The sequence below is a fragment of the Streptomyces sp. NBC_01276 genome, from assembly GCF_041435355.1.
GTDB lineage: Bacteria > Actinomycetota > Actinomycetes > Streptomycetales > Streptomycetaceae > Streptomyces.
This window is the reverse complement of sequence record NZ_CP108442.1, coordinates 2303017-2327419: the sequence shown is the minus strand read 5'-3', so window position 1 is coordinate 2327419 and position 24403 is coordinate 2303017. Positions and strand designations below refer to the sequence as shown.

The window sequence follows — 24403 nt, the reverse complement described above, 5'->3', positions numbered from 1 at the left end:
CCCACTGATCCCACCGGCCCGCGGCCACACCGGCCGCCCGCGGCACATCGCGTCCCCGGCGGACCATTGGTCCACATGGTGGACGCGATATGTCTGAGGGCTGGGACACGGAGTACGGTTCCGTCATGTCGACCAGCATCAATCTCGCAGTGATCCCCGGTGATGGCATCGGCCAGGAAGTCGTGGCTCAGGGCCTCAAGGTCCTTACCGCGGTCCTGCCCCAGGATGCGAAGCTGGAGACCAAGGAGTACGACCTCGGCGCCCAGCGCTGGCACCGCACCGGTGAGACCCTCCCGGACGCGGAGCTCGAAGCGCTCAAGCACCACGACGCGATCCTGCTCGGAGCCATCGGTGACCCCTCGGTCCCGTCCGGCGTCCTGGAGCGCGGTCTGCTGCTGAAGCTCCGCTTCGCCTTCGACCACTTCATCAACCTGCGCCCCTCGAAGCTCTTCCCCAACACGGCCACCCCGCTCGCCGGCCGTCCGGAGATCGACTTCGTCGTGGTCCGCGAGGGCACCGAGGGTCCGTACACCGGCAACGGCGGCAGCCTGCGCACCGGTACCCCCGCCGAGGTGGCCACCGAGGTCAGCATCAACACCGCGTACGGCGTGGAGCGCGTCGTCCGTGACGCGTACGAGCGGGCCAACGCCCGCCCGCGCAAGAAGCTGACGCTGGTTCACAAGAACAACGTCCTCGTGTACGCGGGCCACATGTGGAAGAACATCTTCGACAAGGTGGGCCAGGAGTACCCCGAGGTCACCACCGACTACCTGCACGTCGACGCCGCGACGATCTTCTTCGTCACCCAGCCCGAGCGCTTCGACGTCATCGTCACGGACAACCTCTTCGGTGACATCCTCACCGACCTGGCCGCCGCCGTGACCGGCGGGATCGGCCTGGCCGCCTCCGGGAACATCAACCCGACCGGCGCCTTCCCGTCGATGTTCGAGCCCGTCCACGGCTCGGCCCCCGACATCGCGGGCACCGGCAAGGCCGACCCGACCGCGACGATCCTCTCCGTCGCCCTCCTGCTGCGCCACCTCGGCCACGAGGCCGAGGCCGTCCGCATCGAGGACGCCGTCTCCGCCGACCTGGCCGAGCGCGACGGGACCTTCCGCTCCACCGACGCGATCGGCGACGCCCTCGCCGCACGCGTAGCCGGCTGACCCGGCAGCTCCACCTCAGGAAGCCGCAGGGTCGCGACCACCGGACCCGGCGGCTTCTCCTGTGCGGCCCCGGGTGCCACCATCTCCCCTGGGCCGCAATCACCCCGTTTCACCGGAGCCCCCTCGCGCGCGATAATCGAACGCGAGGCCGCGGAAAACGGGGAAGCTCGGACGTCCTGGTACGCATGAGCGCGGTCCGCCATACACAACGGTGAAGGACAAGCACTCATGACGACGCCCACGATCGAGCTCAAGCCCTCCTCGAACCCGCTGTCCGACGCGGAGCGCGAGGCGATCCTGGCCAGCCCCGGCTTCGGCCGCCACTTCACCGATCACATGGTGACGATCAAGTGGACCGAGGGCCGCGGCTGGCACGACGCCGAGCTGGTCCCCTACGCGCCGCTGTCGATGGACCCGGCGAACATGACCCTGCACTACGCGCAGACGATCTTCGAGGGCCTCAAGGCCTACAAGCAGCCCGACGGCACCGTCGCCACCTTCCGCCCCCGGGCCAACGCCGAGCGCTTCCAGGCCTCCGCCCGCCGCATGGCGATGCCGGAGCTGCCGGCCGAGCTGTTCATCGAGGCCTGTGACGCCCTCATCAAGCAGGACAGCGCCTGGGTGCCGGACTCCGGCGAGGCCTCCCTGTACCTGCGGCCGTTCATGTTCGCGTCCGAGGTCGGCCTGGGCGTCCGCCCGGCCAACGAGTTCCTCTTCATGGTCATCGCCTCGCCCGCCGGCGCGTACTTCCCCGGTGGCGTCAAGCCCGTCTCCGTGTGGCTCTCCGAGGAGTACGTCCGCGCCGTCAAGGGCGGCACCGGCGCCGCCAAGACCGGCGGCAACTACGCGGCCTCCCTCGTCGCCCAGGCCCAGGCCGCCTCGCACGGCTGCGACCAGGTCGTCTGGCTGGACGCCGTCGAGCACCGCTGGATCGAGGAGATGGGCGGCATGAACCTGTACTTCGTGTACGGCCAGGAGGACGGGACGCAGCGGATCGTCACCCCGGAGCTGACCGGCTCGCTCCTGCCGGGCATCACCCGTGACTCCCTCCTCACCATCGCCCGCGACCTCGGCTACACCGCCGAGGAGGGCCGCATCTCCACCGAGGACTGGAAGCGCGACAACGAGAACGGCACCCTCACCGAGGTGTTCGCCTGCGGCACCGCCGCCGTCATCACCCCGGTCGGCTCGGTCAAGTCCGAGCGCGCCAACTGGATCCAGGGCGACGGCGAGCCCGGCGAGGTCACGATGAAGCTCCGCAAGGCGCTCCTCGACCTCCAGACGGGCCGCACCGCCGACACCCACGGCTGGATGCACCCGCTCGGCTAGGCACCGCGAAGTCCCCGCCTCCCGGCGCACGAAGGCCCGCGTCCCCGATCCGGGGACGCGGGCCTTCGTGCGCCGGGAGGCGGGGAGGCCTCACACGGTGGCGGGTTCCTCCGTGGCGGGCGCCGCGGCGGGGGCGACGGCGGACGCGGTGCGGGCGGTCAGCGCCGTGTAGACGAGGCCGCCGGCCAGGCCGGAGAAGATGAAGGAGCAGTCCACCCCGCCGGTCAGGGCGAGCAGCGGGCCCTCGTAGAAGGGGGTGCTCACGGCGAGCAGGCCGACACCGGCTCCGATCGCCCAGGAGGCGGTGGCGCGCGGGTTCCAGCCGCCGCGGTACCAGTAGATCCCGCCCACCGAGCGGCGGTTGAAGACCTGGAGGGCGTCGGCGTCGTACTGCCCGCGGCAGCGCACGAAGCCGATCAGCGTGATCACGGCCCACGGGGTGCCGATGGCGGTCAGCAGCAGCACGAAGGAGGTCATCGCGGACTGCACGTTCCACTCGAAGGAGCCGACGAAGACGAAGGCGGTGGCGACGGTGGCGGCGATCACGGTGGCCTTCGTGCGGGTGGCCTTGGGGACGATCGCGTCGAGGTCGAGGCCCATGGAGTACAGCATCAGCCCGGCGTTGCCCACGGAACCCGCCGCGGCCGCGGCGAGCAGCGGGAGCAGGTACCAGAACGGCGAGGCGGCGACGAGCGGCCCGGCGTAGTCGGTGGAGCCCGCCCTGGCGGCGAGCGCGGTGTAGGTGCCGAACAGCTGCGGTACGAGCAGGCCGATCAGCAGGCCGAAGGAGGTGGCCCAGAACACCTTGCGGGGGGCGTGCCTGGTGGGGGAGACGTAGCGGGTGTAGTCGCCGAGCAGGGTGATGAAGGCGACGGGGCCGCTGAGTCCGGCGGCGACGGCGGCGAGCAGCCAGGTCGGCCAGAAGGACCCGAGGAGGTACGAGGCCTCCGGCGCGGCGGTGGTGAAGTCGGGCGCGTAGGCGTAGACGCCGATGGCCAGCAGGATCACCATGCCGATGGAAAGGATCTTGCTCATGCGCAGCAGCAGCCGGTAGCCGAAAACGGCCCCGACGACGGTACAGGCGGCGAGCACGCCGTACATCGCGGCCCGCGTGACGCCGTTCTCCGGCAGCCCGATGAGCCGGGACAGGGCGCCGACCATCACGTCCCCGCCGATCCACAGGGTGAGCGCGGTGTAGCCGAGGGAGAGCAGCAGGCCCACGATCGAGCCGACGAGCCGCCCGCGGACCCCGAACTGGGCGCCGCTGGACGTGGAGAGGTTGGTCGCCGTGCGCAGGGACACCAGTGCCAGCGGCGCGGTCACCGCGATTCCGACGACGGTGCCGGTCACGATGGCGGTGAGCGAGGGCCACAGCCCCAGTCCGAAGGACGGGGGCAGCCAGCCGAAGACGATCACACCGAGGCAGAGGTTGGAGCCGAGGAGGATCGAGATCAGGTCACGGGGACCGCTCGTCCGCTCCTCCTCCGGGATGGTGTCGACTCCGCGCTGTTCGATGGGCATGGGGGACTCCCTTGGCAGGGCGGGGGGTGGTCACGCAAGTGTTTGAGCGACACTCAATGTGACTCAGGCCCGGCCCCCAGGTCAATGATTCCCAGCGATGGAATGAAGAGTTAGAGTGATGCTCTAACCCATCGACTCAAAAGGTGGTGGATCGGCGTGCGGCTGACCCCTACGGAGCGCGACCGGCTGCTGCTGCGCAGCGCCGCGGAACTGGCGAGGGCCCGGCGGGCCCGGGGCCTGCGGCTCAACGTCCCCGAGGCGACGGCGCTGGTCGCGGACACGGTCTGCGAGGCCGCGCGCGACGGGAAGCGCCTGTCGGAGGCCATCGAGGAGGCCCGGAGCGTCCTGGGCCCCGACGACGTGCTGCCCGGCGTGGCCGACGTGGTCACCGAGGTGCACGTGGAGGCCGTCTTCGACGACGGGTCCCGCCTCGCGGTGGTCTCGTCCCCGATCCGGGGTGCGGCCTCGCTCGGCGAGGACGCACCGGGTGCGGTCGTACCGGGCCCCGGCGCCCCCCAGCCCGAGCCGGCCCTGCACCTGCGGGTGCGCAACACCGCCCCCGTGCCGGTGAGCGTCACCTCGCACTTCCACTTCTTCGAGGCGAATCCGCGCCTCGACTTCGACCGTGCCGCGGCCTACGGGATGCGGCTGTGCGTCCCGGCCGGGTCCTCGGTGCGCTTCGACCCGCACGGCGAGGGCGAGGTCGGCCTGGTACCGATCGGCGGGGACCGGATCGCGATCGGTTTCGCGGGCTTGGTCGACGGCCCGCTGGACGCCCCCGGCGCGAAGGCGGAGGCCCTGCGCCGGGCCGCCGCCTGCGGCTACCTGGGCGTGGCCGACACCACCGCCGGCGCCCCCGAAGGAGACCAGGCGTGAGCCGTCAGACCCCCCACACCGACCACAGCGCGCACTGCGCACCCGGCAGCCGGCACATCGACCCGCACGAGTACGCGTCCGTCTTCGGTCCCCGCGCCGGCGACCGGGTCCGGCTCGGCGACTCGGGGCTGACCGTCCGGGTGGAGTCCGACTCCCAGCGGCCGGGTGATGAGTTCCTGGCCGGTTTCGGCAAGACGGCCCGTGACGGCCTGCACCTGAAGGCCGCGGCCGTCCGCGAGACCTGTGACGTCGTGATCAGCAACGTCCTGGTGATCGACGCCGTCCTCGGCATCCGCAAGGTGTCCATCGGCATCCGTGAGGGCCGCATCCACGCGATCGGCCGGGCCGGCAACCCCGACACCCTCGACGGGGTCGACGTGGTCGTCGGCACCGGCACGAGCATCGTCTCCGGCGAGGGCCTGATCGCCACCGCCGGAGCCGTCGACACCCACGTCCACCTGCTCTCCCCGCGCATCATGGAGGCATCCCTCGCCGCGGGCGTCACCACGGTCATCGGCCAGGAGTTCGGCCCGGTCTGGGGCGTCGGCGTCAACTCCCCGTGGGCCCTCAAGCACGCCTTCAACGCCTTCGACGCCTGGCCCGTCAACATCGGTTTCCTGGCCCGCGGGTCCTCCTCGGACGCGGCCCCGCTGGTCGAGGCCCTGGCCGAGGGCGGAGCCTGCGGGTTCAAGGTCCACGAGGACATGGGTGCGCACACCCGCGCGCTGGACACCGCCCTGCGGGTGGCCGAGGAGCACGACGTACAGGTCGCGCTGCACAGCGACGGCCTCAACGAGTGCCTCTCGGTCGAGGACACCCTGCGGGTCCTGGACGGGCGAACCATCCACGCCTTCCACATCGAGGGCTGCGGCGGCGGGCACGTCCCCAACGTGCTCAAGATGGCGGGCGTGGCGAACGTCATCGGCTCCTCCACCAACCCGACCCTGCCCTTCGGACGGGACGCCGTCGCCGAGCACTACGGCATGATCGTCTCCGTCCACGACCTCAAGCCGGACCTCCCCGGCGACGCCGCCATGGCGCGCGACCGGATCCGCGCCGGGACCATGGGCGCCGAGGACGTCCTGCACGACCTGGGCGCGATCGGCATCACCTCCTCCGACGCCCAGGGCATGGGCCGGGCCGGCGAGACGATCCGCCGCACCTTCGCCATGGCCGCGAAGATGAAGGGCGAGCTCGGCCCGCTGGACGGCGACGGCGAGGGCGACGACAACGCCCGCGTGCTGCGCTACATGGCCAAGCTCACGATCAACCCGGCCATCGCCCACGGCCTGGCCCACGAGATCGGCTCCATCGAGGTCGGCAAGCTCGCCGACATCGTCCTGTGGCGGCCGGCCTTCTTCGGCGCCAAGCCCCAGCTGGTCCTCAAGTCCGGCTTCCCCGCCTACGGAGTCACCGGCGACCCCAACGCCGCCACCGACACCTGCGAACCGCTCGTCCTCGGCCCGCAGTTCGGCTCCTACGGGGCCACCGCCGCCGACATCTCCGTCGCTTTCGTCTCCGCCGCGGCGGCCGCGCTCGGCTCCGACGAGATGCCCACGCGCCGCCGCCGGGTCGCCGTCCGCGGCACCCGCGGCATCGGCCCGCGGGACCTCCTCCTCAACTCCCGGGTGGGCGCGGTCGATGTGGACGCGCGCAGCGGACTCGTCTCCCTCGACGGGGAACCGCTGCGCTCCGAAGCCGCCGAGTCGGTCTCCCTCAACCGCCTGTACTTCCTGTGAAGCCCGTAAGGACGTCTGCCATGACCACGAACAAGCCCACCGCCGACGGATTCCGGATGCCCGCCGAGTGGACCCCCCACGAGCGCACCTGGATGGCGTGGCCCAGCCCCAACCCCACCTTCACCAACGAGCGGGAGCTCGCCGAGGCCCGCGAGGCGTGGGGCGCCGTCGCCCGCGCGGTGCGCTCCTACGAGCCCGTGACCCTCGTCGTCTCCCCGGGCGACGCCGACTCGGCGCGCGCGCTCGTCGGCGAGGACGTCCAGCTGGTCGAGCGGGAGCTCGACGACGCCTGGATGCGCGACATCGGCCCGACCTTCGTCACCAACGACGCCGGCGAGCTGGCCGCCGTCGACTGGACCTTCAACGGCTGGGGCGCCCAGGAGTGGGCCCGCTGGGACCACGACGAGAAGATCGCCCGGCACGTCTCCGACCTCGCGGGCACCCGTACGTACAGCACCCGCCTGGTCAACGAGGGCGGCGCGATCCACGTCGACGGCGAGGGCACCGTACTCCTGACCGACACCGTGCAGCTCGGCGAGGGGCGCAACCCCGGCTGGACCCGCCAGCAGGTCGAGGCCGAGATCCACGCCCACCTCGGCACCACCAAGGCCATCTGGCTCCCGTACGGCCTGGCCGGCGACTACGGCACCTACGGCACCCAGGGCCACGTGGACATCGTCGCCGCCTTCGCCCGCCCCGGCGTGGTCGTGGTCCACACCCAGCCCGACCCCGCCCACCCGGACCACGAGCGCTGCAAGACCATCGCCGCGATCCTGCGCGCCTCCACCGACGCCCGCGGCCGGCAGCTGGAGGTCGTGGAGATCCCCGCGCCGACCGTGCTGGAGGAGGACGGTGAGTGGGTGGACTACTCGTACATCAACCACTACCTCTGCAACGGCGGCGTGGTGCTGTGCTCCTTCGACGACCCGCGCGACGAGGAGGCCGCGGAAATCTTCCGCGGTCTGTTCCCGGAGCGGACCGTGACGCTCGTTGACGCACGTACGATTTTCGCCGGGGGTGGCGGTATCCACTGCATCACCCAGCAGCAGCCGAAGGTCTGACCCACGGACCGCCGGCGAACCTCGTGAAGGAGTGGCCCATGGTGGCGGGTGGAGTACCGGTACGGGCGGCGCGCAAGAACGCGCCCCCGCGCGAGGACGTACTCGTCGCCGCCATGGCCACGATCGCCGAGCGCGGACTGGACGGCCTGACCATGGCCGGCCTCGGCCGCCAGGTCGGCATGAGCAGCGGCCACCTCCTCTACTACTTCGGCAGCAAGGACGAACTCCTGCTGCGGACCCTGGAGTGGAGCGAGGCGGCGCTGGGCACCGAACGGCGCGCCCTGCTGTCCCGTCCCGGCACGGCACGCGCCCGCATCGGGGCCTACGTGGACCTCTACGTGCCCGACGGCCCCCGGGACCCGCACTGGACCCTGTGGCTGGAGGTCTGGAACCGCTCCCAGAACGCCGGGCCCCAGGAACGCGAACGGCAGGCCGCCATCGAGGGCGCCTGGCACCGCGACCTGGTCGCCCTCCTCGCCGAGGGCATCTCGCGCGGGGAGTTCCGCCCCGTGGACGCCGAACGCGTCGCGGCCCGCCTGCGGGCCCTGCTCGACGGCTTCAGCATCCAGCTGGCCGTCGGACTGCCGGGGATCGGGCGCGAGGACATCCTCGAACACGTGGCCGAGTACCTCACGGAAGCCCTGGTGGCGCAGGCCTGACCGGGCGGCCGGCCCGGCTGCCGGACGGGGCTGCCCGGATGCTGAGACCGGCGTCCACGGGTGACGGGCTGTGTGGCACACTGCGAGCGTGCCTGCTCAGCTCATGATTATGGACAGCAGCGCGCCGGTCCTCTGTGACCGCTGAAACCGTGGAAGACCTTCGCGGCAGCGGCCACCGTGCCTCAGACCCGCGCGCAGACCTCTCGCACCCGCGAGGGGTCTTTTCGTTTCCCGGCTCCAAAAACACGCCGGGCGGCAGCGCGCGATGATGGGGGCAGTGGATCCCGGGCTTCCGGAACCACTCATCCGACAGGAGTCAGATCAGCATGACGACGACAGAGGCGACGGAGCCGACAGCGGCCCTCGATGACAGCTTCCACGTCTTCGACACCACCCTGCGCGACGGCGCCCAGCGTGAGGGCATCAACCTCACGGTCGCGGACAAGCTGACCATCGCACGGCACCTGGACGACTTCGGCGTGGGCTTCATCGAGGGCGGCTGGCCCGGCGCCAACCCCCGCGACACCGAGTTCTTCGCCCGCGCCCGCGCCGAGATCGACTTCAAGAACGCCCAGCTCGTCGCCTTCGGCGCCACCCGCCGGGCCGGCGGTTCCGCCGCCGCGGACCCGCAGGTCCGCGCCCTCCTGGAATCCGGCGCCCCGGTGATCACCCTGGTCGCCAAGTCCCACGACCGGCACGTCGAACTCGCGCTGCGCACCACCCTCGAAGAGAACCTGGAGATGGTCCGGGACACCGTCTCGCACCTCGTCGCCCAGGGCCGCCGCGTCTTCGTCGACTGCGAGCACTTCTTCGACGGCTACCGCGCCAACGCCGAGTACGCCAAGTCCGTGGTCCGCACCGCGCACGAGGCCGGCGCCGATGTCGTCATCCTCTGCGACACCAACGGCGGCATGCTCCCCGCCCAGGTCACCGCCGTCGTCGCGACGGTCATCGCGGACACCGGGGCCCGCCTCGGCATCCACGCCCAGGACGACACGGGCTGCGCCGTCGCCAACACCCTGGCCGCGGTCGACGCGGGCGCCACGCACGTGCAGTGCACCGCGAACGGCTACGGCGAGCGCGTCGGCAACGCCAACCTCTTCCCCGTGGTCGCCGCGCTGGAGATCAAGTACGGCCGCAAGGTGCTCCCCGAGGGCGCCCTGGCCGAGATGACCCGCATCTCGCACGCCATCGCCGAGGTCGTCAACCTCACCCCCTCCACGCACCAGCCCTACGTGGGCGTCTCGGCCTTCGCGCACAAGGCGGGACTGCACGCCTCGGCCATCAAGGTCGACCCCGACCTCTACCAGCACATCGACCCGGAGCGGGTCGGCAACACCATGCGGATGCTGGTCTCCGACATGGCCGGCCGGGCCTCCATCGAGCTCAAGGGCAAGGAGCTCGGCGTCGACCTCGGAGGGGACCGCGCGCTGATCTCCCGGGTCGTCGAGCGGGTCAAGGAGCGGGAGCTCCAGGGCTACACCTACGAGGCCGCCGACGCCTCCTTCGAGCTGCTGCTGCGCGCCGAGGTCGAGGGCCGGGCGCGCAAGTACTTCCGTACGGAGTCCTGGCGCGCGATCGTCGAGGACCGCCCCGACGGTACCCACGCCAACGAGGCCACGGTCAAGCTGTGGGCCAAGGGCGAGCGGATCGTCGCCACGGCGGAGGGCAACGGTCCCGTCAACGCCCTGGACCGGGCCCTGCGCGTGGCCCTGGAACGCTTCTACCCGCAGCTCGCCAAGTTCGAGCTCATCGACTACAAGGTCCGCATCCTGGAGGGCAAGCACGGTACGGAGTCCACGACCCGCGTCCTGATCTCCACGACGGACGGCACCCGGGAGTGGGCCACGGTCGGTGTCGCCGAGAACGTGATCGCCGCGTCCTGGCAGGCCCTGGAGGACGCCTTCACCTTCGGCCTCCTGCGCGCGGGCGTCGAACCGGCGGAGTAGGCGTCCCCGGGGGCCGGATGCCGGGTTGCGGGGTCGCAGGACTTCCTTTATGTCCAGCTCACACAGGAAAAGTCCCGTTCGGGTAGCGTCTTGTGCATGAGGACCAGGCTGATTTCCGTGTTTTCCGGCCTGCTGCTGGCCCTGTCGGCGACCGCTCTCGTGGTCGCCCCGCAGGCGTCGGCGGCCACCGGGGTTTCCGCCGTCGGGGAGGCCCTGAAGAAGGGGCCCGTCTACGTGGACCCCGGGGCGCGGGCGCAGTTGTCCCAGAGCCAGGCCGACGCGCTGGCCAAGAAGATCAAGGACGCGGGCAAGCCGGTGTTCGTCGCCGTGCTCCCGAACACGGCCGAGTTCCCGCAGGACAAGGTGCTCGGCGCCGTCCGGGCCGAGACCGGGGTCACCGGTCTGTACGCGGTCCGCCTCGGCGACGGCTTCAAGGCCGGCGCCGACCGGACCGTGATGTCCGGCAACGCCGTCCGCAACCTCACCGACGCCGTCAAGACCGGCACCCCGGTGGACGCGAACACCCAGCTCAACAACTTCGTCGACCAGGCCCTCACCCAGGTCAAGGGCGGAGCCCCGGCCTCCTGGGGCGGCGCCGCCGCGGACGACGCCTTTCCCACCGGCGCGCTGATCGGCCTCGGGGCGGTCGCGCTGGTCGGCGGCGGCGGTGCGTACGCGCTGGTGAAGCGCAACCGCCGGCGGAAGGAGGAGGCCCGCCGTGAGGCCATCGCCCGCCTGAGCGTGGTCGTGGACGAGGACATCACCGCATTCGGCGAGGAACTCGACCGCCTCGACTTCCACCCGGGCGAGCCCGGCGCCGACGACGCGATGCGGTCGGACTACGCGCAGGGCCTGGACTCCTACGAGAAGGCCAAGCAGATCATGGCCTCCGTGCAGCGCCCGGAGGAGGTCCAGGGCGTGACCCAGGCGCTGGAGGACGGCCGCTTCGCGCTGGCCCGCCTCGACGCGCGCCGTCAGGGCCGGCCCCTGCCGGAGCGGCGTTCGCCCTGCTTCTTCGACCCGCGCCACGGCCCGAGCAGCGAGGACGCTGCCTGGGCGCCGGCCGGCGGGGCACCGCGTACGGTTCCGGTCTGCGCGGCGGACGCCGTACGGCTGCGTGACGGCCTGGACCCGGCGGTCCGCACCGTCGACACCGAGCACGGGCCGCGCCCCTACTACGACGCCGGCCCGGCGTACGGTCCCTGGGCCGGCGGCTACTTCGGCGGCGGCATCCTGCCCGGCCTGCTGATGGGCACGATGCTCGGTTCGATGATGTCCACTCCCGCCTACGCCTCCGATTTCGGCGGTGGCATGGGCTCCGGGTTCGAGGGGGGCGACGTCTCCGGGGCGGACTTCAACCCGTCCGACTTCGGCGGCGGGGACTTCGGCGGCGGGGGCGGCTTCGACGGCGGTGGGGGCTTCGACGGAGGGGGCGACTGGTAGTCGCCCCCGGCCCGGAGCCGTTCGGCAGGACCTAGGCCTGCTTGATCGCCGAGATGTCGAAGGTCAGCTTCACCTTGTCGCTGACCATCACGCCACCGGCCTCCAGTGCCGCGTTCCAGGTCAGACCCCAGTCGGAGCGGAGGATCTCGGCCGAGCCCTCGAAGCCGACGCGCTCGTTGCCGTAGACGTCGGTCGCACTGCCCGCGAACTCCAGGTCGATGGAGAGCGGGCGCGTGACGTCCTTGATCGTCAGCTCGCCGGTGATCCGGTACGTGTCACCGCCGACGCGCTGCGCCGAGGTGGAGCGGAAGCGCATCAGGGGGAAGCGTTCGGCGTCGAAGAAGTCGGCGCCCCGCAGGTGCGCGTCGCGGTCGGCGATGCCCGTGCCGACGGAGGCGATCGTGACGTCGATGGCGGCCGTGGACCGGGAGGGGTCCGCGCCGTCGAGGTGCAGCGTGCCCTCGTGCTCGGTGAAGCTGCCGCGGACGTTGGTCACCATGGCGTGGCGCACGGTGAAGCCGATGCTGCTGTGGCCGGCGTCGATCGTGTAGTCGCCGGTGAGGGCGGCGAGCGCCGGGTCCACGTCGAGCGTGGCGACGGGGGTGGTCTGGCTGCGGCGGGTGAAGAGACCCATGGCTTCCTCCTCGGAAGGTTCTGCGAAGAAATTGCTTGAAACTTCAACTAGAGCGAGACTAGAGCCATTCCGTTCAAATTTCAACTTCCTCTGGGTCGAAGGGGGCCGTTTTGTGGGACTCCCACAAAGCCCAATGGTCCCCACTGGGGGAGTCCGTACATCCTTCGGAGGTTCTGTCCGGCCCGTACAGCGGATGGGGCCCGAGACTGTGTAGAACCAACGGAGGGTTTTCATGGCCGGGCTTCGTAAGGTCGGTACATGACCGTTGTGGACCAGACTCCGAGCGAGCCGACGGACGCCCGCGGGCGCGTGGCCGAGCTGCACTCCCTCCGCGAGGACGCCCGGCGCGGCCCCAGCGACCGGGCGACCGAAGCGCAGCACGCCAAGGGCAAGCTGACCGCCCGCGAGCGCATCGCGCTCCTGCTCGACGAGGGTTCCTTCAAGGAGGTCGAGCAGCTCCGCAGGCACCGGGCCACCGGCTTCGGCCTGGAGGCCAAGAAGCCCTACACCGACGGTGTCATCACCGGCTGGGGCACCGTCGAGGGCCGCACGGTCTTCGTCTACGCCCACGACTTCCGCATCTTCGGCGGGGCGCTGGGCGAGGCCCACGCCACGAAGATCCACAAGATCATGGACATGGCCATCGCGGCCGGTGCCCCGCTGGTCTCCCTCAACGACGGCGCGGGCGCCCGCATCCAGGAGGGCGTCTCCGCGCTCGCCGGGTACGGCGGCATCTTCCAGCGCAACACCAAGGCCTCGGGCGTCATCCCGCAGATCTCGGTCATGCTCGGCCCCTGCGCCGGCGGCGCCGCGTACTCCCCGGCGCTCACGGACTTCGTCTTCATGGTCCGCGACACCTCGCAGATGTTCATCACCGGCCCGGACGTGGTCCGCGCGGTGACCGGCGAGGAGATCACCCAGAACGGCCTCGGCGGCGCGGACGTGCACGCCGAGACCTCGGGCGTCGCGCACTTCGCGTACGACGACGAGGAGACCTGCATCTCCGAGGTCCGCTACCTCATCACGATGCTGCCCTCCAACAACCGTGAGAACCCGCCGGTCCACGAGACCGACGACCCGAAGGACCGTCGCTCCGACGTCCTGCTGGACCTGGTCCCGGCCGACGGCAACCGCCCGTACGACATGCTCAAGGTCATCGAGGAGCTCGTCGACGACGGCGACGTCCTGGAGATCCACGAGCGCTGGGCCCGCAACATCATCTGCGCCCTCGCGCGGCTGGACGGCCAGGTCGTCGGCATCGTCGCCAACCAGCCCGGCCACCTCGCCGGCGTCCTGGACATCCACGCCTCCGAGAAGGCCGCGCGGTTCGTCCAGCTCTGCGACGCCTTCAACATCCCGATCGTCACGCTGCTGGACGTCCCCGGCTTCCTCCCGGGCGTCGACCAGGAGCACGGCGGCATCATCCGCCACGGCGCCAAGCTGCTGTACGCGTACTGCAACGCCACCGTGCCGCGCATCTCGCTGATCCTGCGCAAGGCCTACGGCGGCGCGTACATCGTCATGGACTCCCAGTCCATCGGTGCCGACCTCACCTACGCCTGGCCGACCAACGAGATCGCCGTCATGGGCGCCGAGGGCGCGGCCAACGTCATCTTCCGCAAGCAGATCGCGGACGCCGAGGACCCCGAGGCGATGCGCGCCCGGATGGTCAAGGAATACAAGGCCGAGCTGATGCACCCGTACTACGCGGCCGAGCGCGGCCTCGTGGACGACGTCATCGACCCCGCCGAGACCCGCGAGGTGCTCGTGAGCGCCCTCGCGATGCTCCGCACGAAGCACGCCGATCTGCCGTCCCGCAAGCACGGCAACCCGCCGCAGTAACGAGCGAAGGAGACCTGCCACCGATGAGCACCGCCACCGACACCCTGCTGAAGGTCGAGAAGGGCAACGCCGCGCCCGAGGAGCTGGCCGCGATCACCGCGATCCTGCTCGCCCGCGCCGCCGCCACGCCCGAGGAGTCCGCCACCAGCCCCCGCTCCCAGGCCGGCTGGCGCCGCCTGGAGCGCAGCCGCGGCTTCCAGGCCCCGCACAGCTGGCAGGGCTAGCCGGCCCGCCACCGCGCCACCGCTTCGCCCGACGGCCGCCCACCGCACCCGAACCCGGGTGCGGTGGGCGGCCGTCCGGCGTTCGCCGCCCGGACGCCGAAGGCCCCGCCCCGGGGTGGGGGCGGGGCCGGGCGCCGGACACGGCAGTGTGCCGTGCCCGGACGATCCGGGCACGGCAACTTCAGCGGGGTCCCGCCGGCGTCAGGGCCGCTTGCCGCCCTTGGCTGGTCCCTTGTCCGCCGTGTTCGCGGAGCCGGGCTGCTTGGGCGCGGCGTTCCTCAGGAACGGTCCGCTGGCCACCGGTTGGATGACGACCTGATTCCAGGGTTTGAGGTTGGTGACGGGAGTGCCGCAGTCGAGAGTCGTCCCGTTGGAGGCGCACTGGAGCTCGTACACGGTCCCGGTCGTGGTCATGACCTTGAAGTTCGTCACCTGGCCCAGGGACGACACGGTTGCGCTGCAGACGGTTGACGGATTGGGGTAGCCGGGGTTCTGCGCGGTCGTGGTGAGGTCTTCCCGCTTGTAGGGCCCCGTCTGGGGGTCGTCCCGGTGTCCGCCGTACGCCACTCCGTTGATCAGGAAGACGCTGAATTCCTCGGTACTGTTGGAGAGGATCGAGCCGATGCCGTTACCGCACCCGCTGGGTCCGGTGGCTCCTGTGGCTCCGGTCGCACCTGTGGCTCCAGTTGCGCCGGTCGCGCCGGTCGCTCCCGTGGCTCCAGTTGCTCCGGTCGCTCCCGTGGCACCCGTCGCACCCGTGGCTCCGGTCGCACCCGTCGCACCCGTCGCACCCGTCGCACCCGTCGGGCCGGTGGGGCCGGGCGGGCCCGGCTTGCCCTTCGGGCCGCGGGGGCCCCTCGGGCCCTGCGGGCCGCGGCAGTCGTCGTCGCCACCGCCGCCGGACGGCGCCGCCTTCGACCGCGAGTCGGACGACTGGCAGTGGTCCCCACCGCCCAGCGCGTCCGCCCCGGGCGCCGCCGCGACGGCGGGGGAGGCGATGCCGCCCAGCACCAGCGCGATGGAGGCGAACGCTCCACCGGTGAGCCAGCCGGCTCGCCTGGGCAGCGGGCCCAGCTTGGATCTGCTGCTGTCCTCAAGACGCATGTGCCGCTCCTCGGGAAAATCCGATCGCATGATCACCGGATCGTCCGGTGGTCCGACGACATCCTGGGGAGCACCCGATACACGGCACCGGGCGCCGCGCCGGTGGTTCAGCGGTTCGGCCCAGCGCCCCCACCCACCCGGGTCAGCCGCGCGGCGCGCTGCGGAGCGGACGGCACCGGCCGTCCCTAAGGTCCCGGCCGTGAAGCCGACCATCTGCCTCTGCATGATCGTGAAGAACGAGTCCGCCGTGATCGAGCGCTGCCTGGCCGCGGTACGGGACCACATCGACACCTGGGTCATCTCCGACACCGGATCCACCGACGGCACGCAGCAGCTGATCCGCGCCGCGCTCGACGGGATCCCCGGCCAACTCCACGAGGAGCCCTGGACCGACTTCGGGCACAACCGGAGCCTCAACATCGCCCACGCCCGCGGCAAGGCCGACTACCTGCTCCTCCTCGACGCGGACCTCGTCCTGCGCGCCGACGCGCCCCTGCCGCCGCTGGTGGCCGATGCGTACATGCTGCGCCACGAGGGCGACACCGAGTACCGCATCAAGCGCCTGGTGAGCGGCCGGCTGCCGTGGCGGTACGAGGGGGTCACCCACGAGTACATCACCTGCGACCGTACCGAGACCGTGGCCCACCTGGACGCCCTGGTGATCGAGGACCACGGCGACGGAGGCTCCAAGCACGACAAGTTCGAGCGCGACGCCCGGCTGCTGAGCGCTGAGATGGCACGCGACCCGGACAACGGCCGGACCGTCTTCTACCTCGCCAACACCATGCGGGACATGGGCGAACGCGCCGAGGCCATCCGCCTGTACGAGCGGCGGGCGGCCATGGGCGGCTGGGCGGAGGAGGTGTACCAGTCCCTCCTCCAGGTCGGCGTGCTGCACGGCGACAGCGGGGACCCCGCCGACTGGCCGGCCGCGATGGACGCGCTCAGCCGCGCCTGGGAGTCCCGGCCGGAGCGGCTGGAGGCCTGCTACGAACTGGTCTCGCGGCTGCGGCTGCTCGGCCGCCACCACTCGGCGCACGCCATCGTCCGGGGCTGCCTGGACCGGCCGGTCCCGGACGACGTCCTGTTCATCCAGCCCTGGGTCTACCGTTGGGGGCTGCTGTTCGAGTACTCCATCACCGCGTTCTGGGTGGGCGACCTGACGGCCTGCCTCCAGGCCTGCGACCGTCTCCTGGCCCTGCCCGACCTGCCGGACCCCTACCGTCGCCAGACCGAACTCAACCGGGGCTTCGCCCTCCGGCGCCTGTCCGTGCCCGCCCAGGCCTGACGGACGGCTAGCGGGCGGCCGAGGTGAAGCGCGCGGGAGCGGGACGCCGCACGGGCGGTACGGGCACCTCCGGGGCGAAGGGCTTGGAGAAGAGGGCCAGCAGCCCCGGGTGCACCGCGCACAGCGGCATGCGTCCCGTCTCCGCCGCGGCCTGCCGCAGCCGTTCGTCGCCCGCCAGGCGGTCCGCGCTCACGTAGAGGAAGGCGTTCTGCGCGTACCAGGGTTCGATCTCCGGGTCGTCCCACAGGCGGGTGCGCAGGCAGTCGACGAGCTCGTAGCCCCACCGGCCGAAGTGGTCGCGCCAGTAGTTCGGCCACTGCTCGTTGCGGTGGTCGCTGCCGGTCTGACCGGGGACCGCGGCCGAGAAGAGCACCACGTCGGACAGCGCGCAGAGGTCGGCGACCAGCGAGTCCGCCCGGCCCGGGTCCAGGTGCTCGGCCGCCTCCAGGGACATGGCCAGGTCGAAGCGCCGGTCGTCCATCCGCAGCGGCAGGGAGAGGTCCCACCGCAGGAAGGACTCCGGCGGGATCCGCAGGGCGGACTCGGCGACCCAGTCCCCGTCGACCCCGAGGAGCGTCTGCGCCCCCAGCCGGCCGGCCGCCGCCAGCCAGGACCCCGTACCGCAGCCCAGGTCGACCACGCTGGAGGGACGGACCAGATCGAAGACCAGCGGCAGCACCCGCTCGGCGGAGCGCGCCGAACCGTCCTGCTGGCTCTCGTAGAACCACGTGCCGTACGCGTCGCTGCGGGACACGGACATCCCCATCACCTCGAAACTCGCCGCTCGCCGATCCGGTCGACGCGACGATCCCACAACGGGGAGCGGGCCGGGGCGTGCCACGCGCGGGGAGAAAAGACGGAGCGCCGGGATCCGCATCGGGATCCCGGCGCTCCGCGCGTACGAGGGACGGCTACCGCAGCCGGGCCATCAGGGCGTGCTCGACGAGCGTGATGAGCGCGCTCTTGGCGTCGCCGCGGTGGCGGGCGTCGGTGGTGATGATCGGGGCGTCGGGCCCGATCTGGAGGGCCTCGCGGACCTCCTCCGGCGTGTACGGCTGGTGGCCGTCGAAGCCGTTCAGCGCGATCACGAACGGCAGGCCGCTGTTCTCGAAGTAGTCGACGGCCGGGAAGCAGTCCGCGAGACGGCGCGTGTCGACGAGGACGACGGCGCCGATCGCGCCGCGGACCAGGTCGTCCCACATGAACCAGAAGCGGTCCTGACCGGGCGTACCGAAGAGGTACAGGATCAGGTCCTGGTCCAGGGTGATGCGGCCGAAGTCCATGGCGACCGTGGTGGTCGTCTTGTCACCGGTGTGGGTGAGGTCGTCGATACCGGCCGAGGCGCTGGTCATGACGGCTTCGGTGCGCAGGGGGTTGATCTCGGAGACCGCGCCGACGAACGTGGTCTTGCCCACGCCGAAGCCGCCCGCCACCACGATCTTCGCGGAGGTGGTGGAGCGGGGAGCCGCTCCGCCGTTAGAGCTTGCGAAGTCCACTGAGCACCCTTTCGAGCAGTGTCACATCTGGCTGGCCGCCGGCGGACTCGTCGCCGCCGGGCTGGTGAATGGCGACAAGGCCCGCCTCCGCCAGGTCGGCTACGAGGATGCGGGCGACACCAAGAGGAATGGAGAGAAGTGCCGAGATCTCCGCGACGGATTTGATCTCCTGGCACAGGCGGCAGATGCGCTGGTGCTCGGGCAACTGCCCTTGCAGCCGGGCGGGATCCGCCGTGGTACTGACCAGCGCCTCGATGGCGAGCTGGTAGCGCGGCCGGGTACGGCCGCCGGTCATCGCGTACGGACGCACCAGCGGGTTGTGCGCCTTCGGAGCCTGCGGCTGGGAGCCGCGCAACGGCTGCTGCGAAGGGCGCTGGGAATGCGGGGGTTGCTGGGGCTGGCCGTACTGCTGGTGCTGGTAGGGGTTCTGCTCCGGCACGGACCGGCTGGGAGCCGAGGGGAAATTGAAGCGGTTCTGGTCGTGCCCACCCTGCGGCTGCTGCGCGCCGCCATAAGGATGTCCTCCGGGTGTTGTCACGTCTCCTCCTCCGACTCCAAGAACGCAGTACTCCCTGTGGAACCGCGCCACCGCACCCTACGGTGCGATGACGCGAAACACACTGCCTGTCTGTTAGTTGAGAAGACTTCCCTGCAGCTCGGCGCGCAGATCCGGAGTCAGGACACTGCCCGCGCGGTCGACAAGGAGGGCCATCTCGTAGCCCACGAGGCCGATGTCGCACTCGGGGTGCGCGAGCACCGCGAGGGACGATCCGTCGGAGACGGACATGAGGAAGAGGAATCCCCGGTCCATCTCGACCACGGTCTGGTTGACGGCGCCGCCCTCGAAGATCCGGGAGGCTCCCGCGGTCAGCGACGTCAGACCGGAGGCCACGGCCGCCAGCTGATCGGCGCGGTCACGCGGGAACCCGTCGGACATCGCCAGAAGAAGGCCGTCGGCGGAGACCACCACGGTGTGGGACACCCCAGGGGTGTTGTCCACGAAGTTGGTGATCAACCAGTTCAGGTTCTGTGCCGCCTGGCTCATCGGGCTCACACTAACGCTCCTGGTCATAGCTGTTACTTGACTGCTCGGAACCCGCGCTGCGCCCCTGCTGGACACCGCGCCGCAGGTTGCTCAACCTGCCACGGACGTCCTCCGGTGCGCGGGAGACCTGCGGGCCGCCCTGCGGGGTCGTCTCCGCGGCGCCCTCGACCAGGTTGGCCTTGGGTACCCGCCGAGGGAGACCGGACGGGGTGACCCCGCCCGCCTTCGGCTCACGGAGCTTGCCGGCCTGCTGCCAGCGCTCGTCGTTGCGCGAACGCCACGCGGCGCCGTCTTCCGTCTCCTCCGCCGGGGCCTTCTCCGTGGCGGCGGCCTGCTGCTGACGCTGCGGGCGCTGCTCGAAGAGGGATCCGGCGGACTCCGCTTCCTGCTGTGCCGGCTGCCACTGCTGCTGGCTGCCGCGTCGCGGCAGGCCCGCTCCGGTCATTTCGTGACCGGTGTCGGCAGCGGCGCCCGGACGGTCGAAGCCTACGCGTTCCCGGGCCGGTTCGGGAGCGGGCGGGGATTCCGATTCGATCCCGTAGTCCTGCTGGTAGGAGCCCGGGAAGGTGTTCTGCTCGGGCCACGCCGCCTGCGGAGACTGCTCTTCGTAACCACCGTCGTACGTCTGCGCGGGCTGCTGCTGCTCCGCGTACCCGTCTTCCGTATAGGCATATCCCTGGTCGGGGTACGCCTCGTAGGCCTGGGGCTGCTGCGCGTTCTCGTACGGGGCCTCGTAGGCCGGTGCGGCCGGCTGTTCGTAGCCCTGGTACGGCTGGTACGCGTGCTCCGGCTGGGGTTCCGGATACTCCTGGACGGCACCTTCCGGCTGCTGCTCCTGCGGGAAGCCGACCTGCGCCTCCAGCTGGGCCCGGCGCTCCTCGCGGCCCAGCGACCGGACGACCGGGTCGACCGGCGCCCCGTCGGGGCCCTGCCCGCCCTGGGCGTCGTAGCGCGAGTCGTCGAAGCCGAGTTCGGCGGCGGTGCGCAGCGGGGCGGCCTGCTGGCTCTGCTGCTGCGGAATCATCGAGGAGACGGTGAAGTCGTCGTCCGGGATGCCCTCGCCACCGCCACCGTGGGTGATGGCGTCGGGGAGCATGACCAGCGAGGTGGTGCCCGCGGCCTCGCCCGAGGGGCGCAGCTGCACGCGGATGCTGTGGCGGTCCGCCAGCCGGCCGACCACGAACAGACCCATGCGCTGCGAGATCGCGGCGTCCACGGTCGGCGGGTTGGCCAGCTTGTGGTTGATGTCCGCGAAGTCCTCGGCGGTGAGGCCGATGCCCTTGTCGTGGATCTCGACCATCACGCGGCCGTCGGGCAGACGCGTGGCGTTGACGCGGACCTTGGTCTGCGGGGAGGAGAAGGTGGTGGCGTTCTCCAGCAGCTCGGCGAGCAGGTGCACGAGGTCGGTCACGGCCTGGCCGTGGATCTCGGCCTCGGAGACGCCCGAGAGCTCGATGCGCTCGTACTGCTCCACCTCGGAGGAGGCGGCGCGCAGCACGTCGACGAGGGGGACCGGCTGGTCCCAGCGGCGGCCCGGGTTCTCACCCGCGAGGATGAGGAGGTTCTCGCCGTTGCGGCGCATACGGGTGGCCAGGTGGTCCAGGCGGAAGAGGTTCTCCAGCTGGTCCGGGTCGGCCTCGTTGTTCTCCAGGTCGGTGATGAGGGTCAGCTGGCCCTCGATCAGCGACTGGTTGCGCATGGAGAGGTTCGTGAAGATCGCGTTGACGTTCCCTCGCAGGAGCGCCTGCTCGGCGGCGAGCCGGACCGCTTCCCGGTGGACCTGGTCGAAGGCGCGCGCGACCTCGCCGATCTCGTCCTGGGAGTTGATCGGGATCGGCTGGACGCGGGTGTCGACCTTGCCCGGGTCCGTGCGCGAGAGCTGGTCGACGAGCATCGGCAGGCGCTGCTCGGCGACGTCGAAGGCGGAGCTGCGCAGGCGGAGCATCGCACGGCTCATCTGGCGGGCCATCATGCCGGCCAGGATGAACGCGGCGAGCATGGCCACGACCACGATCGCGCCGGTGAGGATGGCGTCGCTCTGCGACTTGTCCGAGACCGCGACGGCGTCCTTGACGGCCTTGTCGAGGAGGTCCTTCTCGATCTCGGCGTAGGCGTCGAACTTGGCGGTGGCGGCGGCCTGCCAGGCGGGGGCGGTGGTGCCGTTCAGGGCGAGCTTGGCGGGCTTGTCGCCGCTGGCTATCGCCTCGGTCATACCGGTGAGCGCGGAGCCGTTGACCACGGGCGGGGCCTTGAAGGTGGTGCTGCCGGACTGCTCGGCGGCCTGCTTGGCCTGAGCGAGCTTGGCGGCGCCCTCCTCGGACTTCTTGCCCATGACCTCCTTCAGCCGGTTCGTGTCCTCGTCGGTGCCGGCGGCGACGTACTCACCGATGGCGATCTCTTCGAGGTAGGCGTAGGAGGAGAAGGCGACGAGCTGGGCCTTGCGGACGTTCTCGTCCTCGCTCGGGCGCACCAGCAGGTGCGTACCGACGGAGCGCTGGAGCGAGTTCGCGGCCTTGGCCAGCTCGACCGCGTAGACCATGCGGCCGTAGCTGGTGACGTTGCCGGTGCCGAGGCCCAGTTCGTTGGAGAACTGCATGAGGTAGTGCTGGACCAGCACGTACCCCTCTTCGGTCGGGATGGGGCCGGCCGCGGCGGGGAGGTTCTTCTTGGGGGTCTCGGGGACGGCGTAGGCCGTCTTGCGGACCTGTTCCAGCTTGGGCTCCTCCTGGCGGAAGAGCTCCAGGCGCCGTTCCAGACCCTGCTTCTGCGGCAGGTTCTTGGCGGCCTCGGCGAACTTGGCCTTGGCCGCGTCGGTGGCCGCGTAGGCCTTCGTCACGGCCTGGTTGGCGCGGTCGCCCTTCAGGAGGGGCTCGGCGGTGAGGTCACGCTCGTTGAGGAGGGCCTGGCCGTATTCGGCCGCCGCCTGGACGATCCGCGCGGTCTGCTCGGCGTCCTTGGCCTCGTTCCAGCTGTCGACCGAACCCTTCACCTGGAAGCCGCCCATGACCAGGCCCACGAGGGCCGGTACGAGGAGGATGGCGTTCAGGCGGGTCGGCACGCGCCAGTTGCGGGGGGAGAACTTGCTGGTGCTGCCGCCGCCGGTGGATGGTTCCACGGGTACGTCGACAGGTGACGCGGCCGCGCGCGGCGGCGGGGTGAAGTTGCCGCGCGCGGGTTCATCCGCGGGGCTCGAGTTGCTTCGCCTCACTCGACCAACAACCTCTCGGCGGTGCTACTAGCTAGTTCGTTGAATTCCAGCACGATGAACGGCCGTGTTCCAAACAGTTGAAATCCGCGTTTCCCAGAGCCTTATGTCCCGCATAAACCGGACATAAAGAGCGAGGTACGGCAAAAGCCGGGACAGTCGTGCGCGCAGCGGTACCAGCCGAACGCGCGCTGTGCCCAACTGGCGGCAATTCTCTGTCGAAACGTTATGAACGACAGGGGCGGGCCGTGTCCGATGACACAGCCCGCCCCCGCGAATCGACCTCGAAACCGTGTTACTTGAGCCGGGCCATCAGGGCGTGCTCGACGAGCGTGATGAGCGCGCTCTTGGCGTCCGCGCGGTGGCGGGCGTCGGTGGTGATGATCGGGGCGTCGGGTCCGATCTGGAGGGCCTCGCGGACCTCCTCCGGCGTGTACGGCTGGTGCCCCTCGAAGCCGTTCAGCGCCACGACGAACGGCAGGCCGCTGTTCTCGAAGTAGTCGACGGCCGGGAAGCAGTCCGCGAGACGGCGCGTGTCGACGAGGACGACGGCGCCGATCGCGCCGCGGACCAGGTCGTCCCACATGAACCAGAAGCGGTCCTGACCGGGCGTACCGAAGAGGTACAGGATCAGGTCCTGGTCCAGGGTGATGCGGCCGAAGTCCATGGCGACCGTGGTGGTCGTCTTGTCACCGGTGTGCGTGAGGTCGTCGATGCCCGCGCTCGCGGACGTCATCACGGCCTCGGTGCGCAGGGGGTTGATCTCGGAGACCGCGCCGACGAACGTGGTCTTGCCCACGCCGAAGCCGCCCGCCACCACGATCTTCGCGGAGGTGGTGGAGCGGGGAGCCGCTCCGGCGTCAGAGCTTGCGAAGTCCACTGAGAACCCTCTCGAGCAGCGTTACATCCGGCGTTCCGCCGGCCTCTCCATTGCCCGGCTGGTGGATGGCCACCATTCCGGCCTCGGCCAGGTCGGCCACGAGGATCCGGGCGACACCGAGCGGCATCGACAGCAGTGCGGAGACCTCCGCGACCGACTTCACCTCACGGCACAAGGTGCAGATGCGCTGGTGCTCCGGGAGCAGGGTGGAGAGGTGCATCGGATCGGCCGTGGTGCTGACCAGCGCCTCGATGGCGAGCTGGTAGCGCGGCCGGGTACGGCCGCCGGTCATCGCGTACGGACGCACCAGCGGCTGGTCGCCTTCCGAGTACGAGTCTCCGTACGCGTCGGGATAGGCGGGGGGCGGGGTCATTGATCCTCCGGGCTGGACAGCAGTGGTCAGCGTGCCGTCTGACGGGGCGGCCGGTGGGGGGACGTGATGACGGCCTGACGGGGGTACTGGTTTCCGGGAGCGGAGTCCCGGTCCCCCGGCCGGAAGTACCGTCCGGCCGGGAGTGTGCGAGTCAGATGAGCAGGCTTCCCTGAAGCTCCGCGCGCAGGTCCGGGGTGAGGACGCTGCCGGCGCGGTCCACGAGGAGGGCCATCTCGTAGCCCACGAGGCCGATGTCGCACTCGGGGTGCGCGAGCACCGCGAGGGACGATCCGTCGGAGACGGACATGAGGAAGAGGAATCCCCGGTCCATCTCGACCACCGTCTGGTTGACGGCGCCGCCCTCGAAGATCCGGGAGGCCCCGGCGGTCAGCGAGGTCAGACCGGAGGCCACGGCCGCCAGCTGGTCGGCGCGGTCACGGGGGAATCCTTCGGACATCGCCAGAAGGAGTCCGTCGGCGGAGACCACCACGGTGTGGGACACCCCAGGGGTGTTGTCCACGAAGTTGGTGATCAACCAGTTCAGGTTCTGTGCCGCCTGGCTCATCGAA

22 protein-coding genes are annotated in these 24403 nt (G+C 70.9%); 11 read left to right on the top strand and 11 right to left on the bottom strand.

Translation table 11 applies throughout. The annotated features are described in order from the left end of the window. Positions 1-125: 125 nt before the first annotated feature. Complete coding sequence (locus OG295_RS09745) at positions 126-1166, top strand: 3-isopropylmalate dehydrogenase (RefSeq protein WP_371676516.1); 1041 nt, start codon at positions 126-128, stop codon at positions 1164-1166. A gap of 228 nt (positions 1167-1394) precedes the next feature. Further along, entirely contained in the window at positions 1395-2495 is a 1101-nt protein-coding gene (locus OG295_RS09740; protein ID WP_371676515.1) for a branched-chain amino acid aminotransferase, read from the top strand. A 90-nt stretch (positions 2496-2585) separates the two neighbouring features. Here OG295_RS09740 and OG295_RS09735 read toward each other — a convergent pair whose 3' ends face one another. Next, positions 2586-4016, bottom strand: coding sequence for a cytosine permease (locus OG295_RS09735; protein ID WP_371676514.1), 1431 nt, complete (start codon positions 4014-4016; stop codon positions 2586-2588). Positions 4017-4172: 156 nt separating this feature from the next. On the opposite strand from OG295_RS09735, the gene ureA reads away from it, so the two are divergent. From ureA to OG295_RS09705, 6 genes are all read left to right on the top strand, one after another. Next, positions 4173-4892, top strand: a complete 720-nt coding sequence (gene ureA / locus OG295_RS09730) for an urease subunit gamma (protein ID WP_371676513.1) — start codon at positions 4173-4175, stop codon at positions 4890-4892. Then, complete coding sequence (locus tag OG295_RS09725; RefSeq protein ID WP_371676512.1) at positions 4889-6631, top strand: urease subunit alpha; 1743 nt, start codon at positions 4889-4891, stop codon at positions 6629-6631. The genes ureA and OG295_RS09725 overlap by 4 nt, the downstream gene beginning before the upstream one ends. A 20-nt stretch (positions 6632-6651) precedes the next feature. Next, positions 6652-7692 carry an agmatine/peptidylarginine deiminase gene (locus OG295_RS09720; RefSeq protein ID WP_371676511.1) on the top strand — a complete coding sequence of 347 codons (1041 nt, stop codon included), beginning with the start codon at positions 6652-6654 and terminating at the stop codon, positions 7690-7692. Between the two features lie 38 nt (positions 7693-7730). Continuing rightward, complete coding sequence (locus OG295_RS09715; protein ID WP_371676510.1) at positions 7731-8351, top strand: TetR/AcrR family transcriptional regulator; 621 nt, start codon at positions 7731-7733, stop codon at positions 8349-8351. Positions 8352-8677: 326 nt separating this feature from the next. After that, complete coding sequence (gene cimA / locus OG295_RS09710; RefSeq protein ID WP_371676509.1) at positions 8678-10300, top strand: citramalate synthase; 1623 nt, start codon at positions 8678-8680, stop codon at positions 10298-10300. A gap of 96 nt (positions 10301-10396) precedes the next feature. Beyond that, the gene (locus OG295_RS09705; protein WP_371676508.1) at positions 10397-11743 is read left to right on the top strand and encodes a hypothetical protein; all 1347 of its coding nucleotides are present in this window, start codon (positions 10397-10399) and stop codon (positions 11741-11743) included. A 31-nt stretch (positions 11744-11774) separates the two neighbouring features. Here OG295_RS09705 and OG295_RS09700 read toward each other — a convergent pair whose 3' ends face one another. Next, complete coding sequence (locus tag OG295_RS09700; RefSeq protein WP_371676507.1) at positions 11775-12377, bottom strand: YceI family protein; 603 nt, start codon at positions 12375-12377, stop codon at positions 11775-11777. Between the two features lie 258 nt (positions 12378-12635). Here OG295_RS09700 and OG295_RS09695 point away from each other — a divergent pair, with 258 nt between their 5' ends. Next, positions 12636-14219 (top strand): acyl-CoA carboxylase subunit beta, encoded by a 1584-nt coding sequence (locus OG295_RS09695; RefSeq protein ID WP_266842525.1) that lies wholly within the window; start codon positions 12636-12638, stop codon positions 14217-14219. Between the two features lie 23 nt (positions 14220-14242). Beyond that, positions 14243-14443: an acyl-CoA carboxylase subunit epsilon gene (locus OG295_RS09690; RefSeq protein ID WP_266842527.1), complete on the top strand. Its 201-nt coding sequence runs from the start codon at positions 14243-14245 to the stop codon at positions 14441-14443. 201 nt (positions 14444-14644) lie between these two features. Here OG295_RS09690 and OG295_RS09685 read toward each other — a convergent pair whose 3' ends face one another. Next, complete coding sequence (locus tag OG295_RS09685) at positions 14645-15547, bottom strand: hypothetical protein (RefSeq protein ID WP_371676506.1); 903 nt, start codon at positions 15545-15547, stop codon at positions 14645-14647. A 199-nt stretch (positions 15548-15746) separates the two neighbouring features. Between OG295_RS09685 and OG295_RS09680 the strand changes: the two genes are divergently transcribed. Next, positions 15747-16835, top strand: coding sequence for a glycosyltransferase (locus tag OG295_RS09680; RefSeq protein ID WP_371676505.1), 1089 nt, complete (start codon positions 15747-15749; stop codon positions 16833-16835). A 7-nt stretch (positions 16836-16842) separates the two neighbouring features. Here the strand turns inward: OG295_RS09680 and OG295_RS09675 are convergent, their stop codons facing one another. The 8 genes from OG295_RS09675 to OG295_RS09640 all read right to left on the bottom strand — a co-directional run bounded on the left by OG295_RS09675 (position 16843) and on the right by OG295_RS09640 (position 24399). Then, positions 16843-17595 carry a class I SAM-dependent methyltransferase gene (locus tag OG295_RS09675; protein WP_371676504.1) on the bottom strand — a complete coding sequence of 251 codons (753 nt, stop codon included), beginning with the start codon at positions 17593-17595 and terminating at the stop codon, positions 16843-16845. A 151-nt stretch (positions 17596-17746) separates the two neighbouring features. Beyond that, positions 17747-18331, bottom strand: coding sequence for an ATP/GTP-binding protein (locus OG295_RS09670; RefSeq protein WP_136214583.1), 585 nt, complete (start codon positions 18329-18331; stop codon positions 17747-17749). Further along, entirely contained in the window at positions 18312-18869 is a 558-nt protein-coding gene (locus OG295_RS09665) for a DUF742 domain-containing protein (RefSeq protein ID WP_371676503.1), read from the bottom strand. The genes OG295_RS09670 and OG295_RS09665 overlap by 20 nt, the downstream gene beginning before the upstream one ends. 93 nt (positions 18870-18962) lie before the next feature. Further along, a complete protein-coding gene (locus tag OG295_RS09660; protein WP_030037347.1) occupies positions 18963-19376 on the bottom strand; it encodes a roadblock/LC7 domain-containing protein in 414 nt (137 codons plus the stop codon). 10 nt (positions 19377-19386) lie between these two features. Next, the gene (locus tag OG295_RS09655; protein ID WP_371676502.1) at positions 19387-22584 is read right to left on the bottom strand and encodes a nitrate- and nitrite sensing domain-containing protein; all 3198 of its coding nucleotides are present in this window, start codon (positions 22582-22584) and stop codon (positions 19387-19389) included. A gap of 292 nt (positions 22585-22876) precedes the next feature. Beyond that, the gene (locus OG295_RS09650) at positions 22877-23461 is read right to left on the bottom strand and encodes an ATP/GTP-binding protein (RefSeq protein ID WP_371676501.1); all 585 of its coding nucleotides are present in this window, start codon (positions 23459-23461) and stop codon (positions 22877-22879) included. Continuing rightward, positions 23442-23834, bottom strand: a complete 393-nt coding sequence (locus OG295_RS09645; RefSeq protein ID WP_030227311.1) for a DUF742 domain-containing protein — start codon at positions 23832-23834, stop codon at positions 23442-23444. Before OG295_RS09645 ends, OG295_RS09650 begins: the two co-directional genes overlap by 20 nt. 151 nt (positions 23835-23985) lie before the next feature. Further along, positions 23986-24399 carry a roadblock/LC7 domain-containing protein gene (locus OG295_RS09640; protein ID WP_008739864.1) on the bottom strand — a complete coding sequence of 138 codons (414 nt, stop codon included), beginning with the start codon at positions 24397-24399 and terminating at the stop codon, positions 23986-23988. Positions 24400-24403: the final 4 nt, after the last annotated feature.

Excerpts from the sequence above, each read along its gene's own strand:
- OG295_RS09745 (WP_371676516.1), top strand. The coding sequence starts at position 126 with ATGTCGACCAGCATCAATCTCGCAGTGATCCCCGGTGATGGCATCGGC.
- OG295_RS09740 (WP_371676515.1), top strand. The coding sequence starts at position 1,395 with ATGACGACGCCCACGATCGAGCTCAAGCCCTCCTCGAACCCGCTGTCC.
- OG295_RS09735 (WP_371676514.1), bottom strand. The coding sequence starts at position 4,016 with ATGCCCATCGAACAGCGCGGAGTCGACACCATCCCGGAGGAGGAGCGG.
- OG295_RS09720 (WP_371676511.1), top strand. The coding sequence starts at position 6,652 with ATGACCACGAACAAGCCCACCGCCGACGGATTCCGGATGCCCGCCGAG.
- OG295_RS09715 (WP_371676510.1), top strand. The coding sequence starts at position 7,731 with ATGGTGGCGGGTGGAGTACCGGTACGGGCGGCGCGCAAGAACGCGCCC.
- cimA (WP_371676509.1), top strand. The coding sequence starts at position 8,678 with ATGACGACGACAGAGGCGACGGAGCCGACAGCGGCCCTCGATGACAGC.
- OG295_RS09705 (WP_371676508.1), top strand. The coding sequence starts at position 10,397 with ATGAGGACCAGGCTGATTTCCGTGTTTTCCGGCCTGCTGCTGGCCCTG.
- OG295_RS09700 (WP_371676507.1), bottom strand. The coding sequence starts at position 12,377 with ATGGGTCTCTTCACCCGCCGCAGCCAGACCACCCCCGTCGCCACGCTC.
- OG295_RS09695 (WP_266842525.1), top strand. The coding sequence starts at position 12,636 with ATGACCGTTGTGGACCAGACTCCGAGCGAGCCGACGGACGCCCGCGGG.
- OG295_RS09690 (WP_266842527.1), top strand. The coding sequence starts at position 14,243 with ATGAGCACCGCCACCGACACCCTGCTGAAGGTCGAGAAGGGCAACGCC.
- OG295_RS09685 (WP_371676506.1), bottom strand. The coding sequence starts at position 15,547 with ATGCGTCTTGAGGACAGCAGCAGATCCAAGCTGGGCCCGCTGCCCAGG.
- OG295_RS09675 (WP_371676504.1), bottom strand. The coding sequence starts at position 17,595 with ATGTCCGTGTCCCGCAGCGACGCGTACGGCACGTGGTTCTACGAGAGC.
- OG295_RS09660 (WP_030037347.1), bottom strand. The coding sequence starts at position 19,376 with ATGAGCCAGGCGGCACAGAACCTGAACTGGTTGATCACCAACTTCGTG.
- OG295_RS09645 (WP_030227311.1), bottom strand. The coding sequence starts at position 23,834 with ATGACCCCGCCCCCCGCCTATCCCGACGCGTACGGAGACTCGTACTCG.
- OG295_RS09640 (WP_008739864.1), bottom strand. The coding sequence starts at position 24,399 with ATGAGCCAGGCGGCACAGAACCTGAACTGGTTGATCACCAACTTCGTG.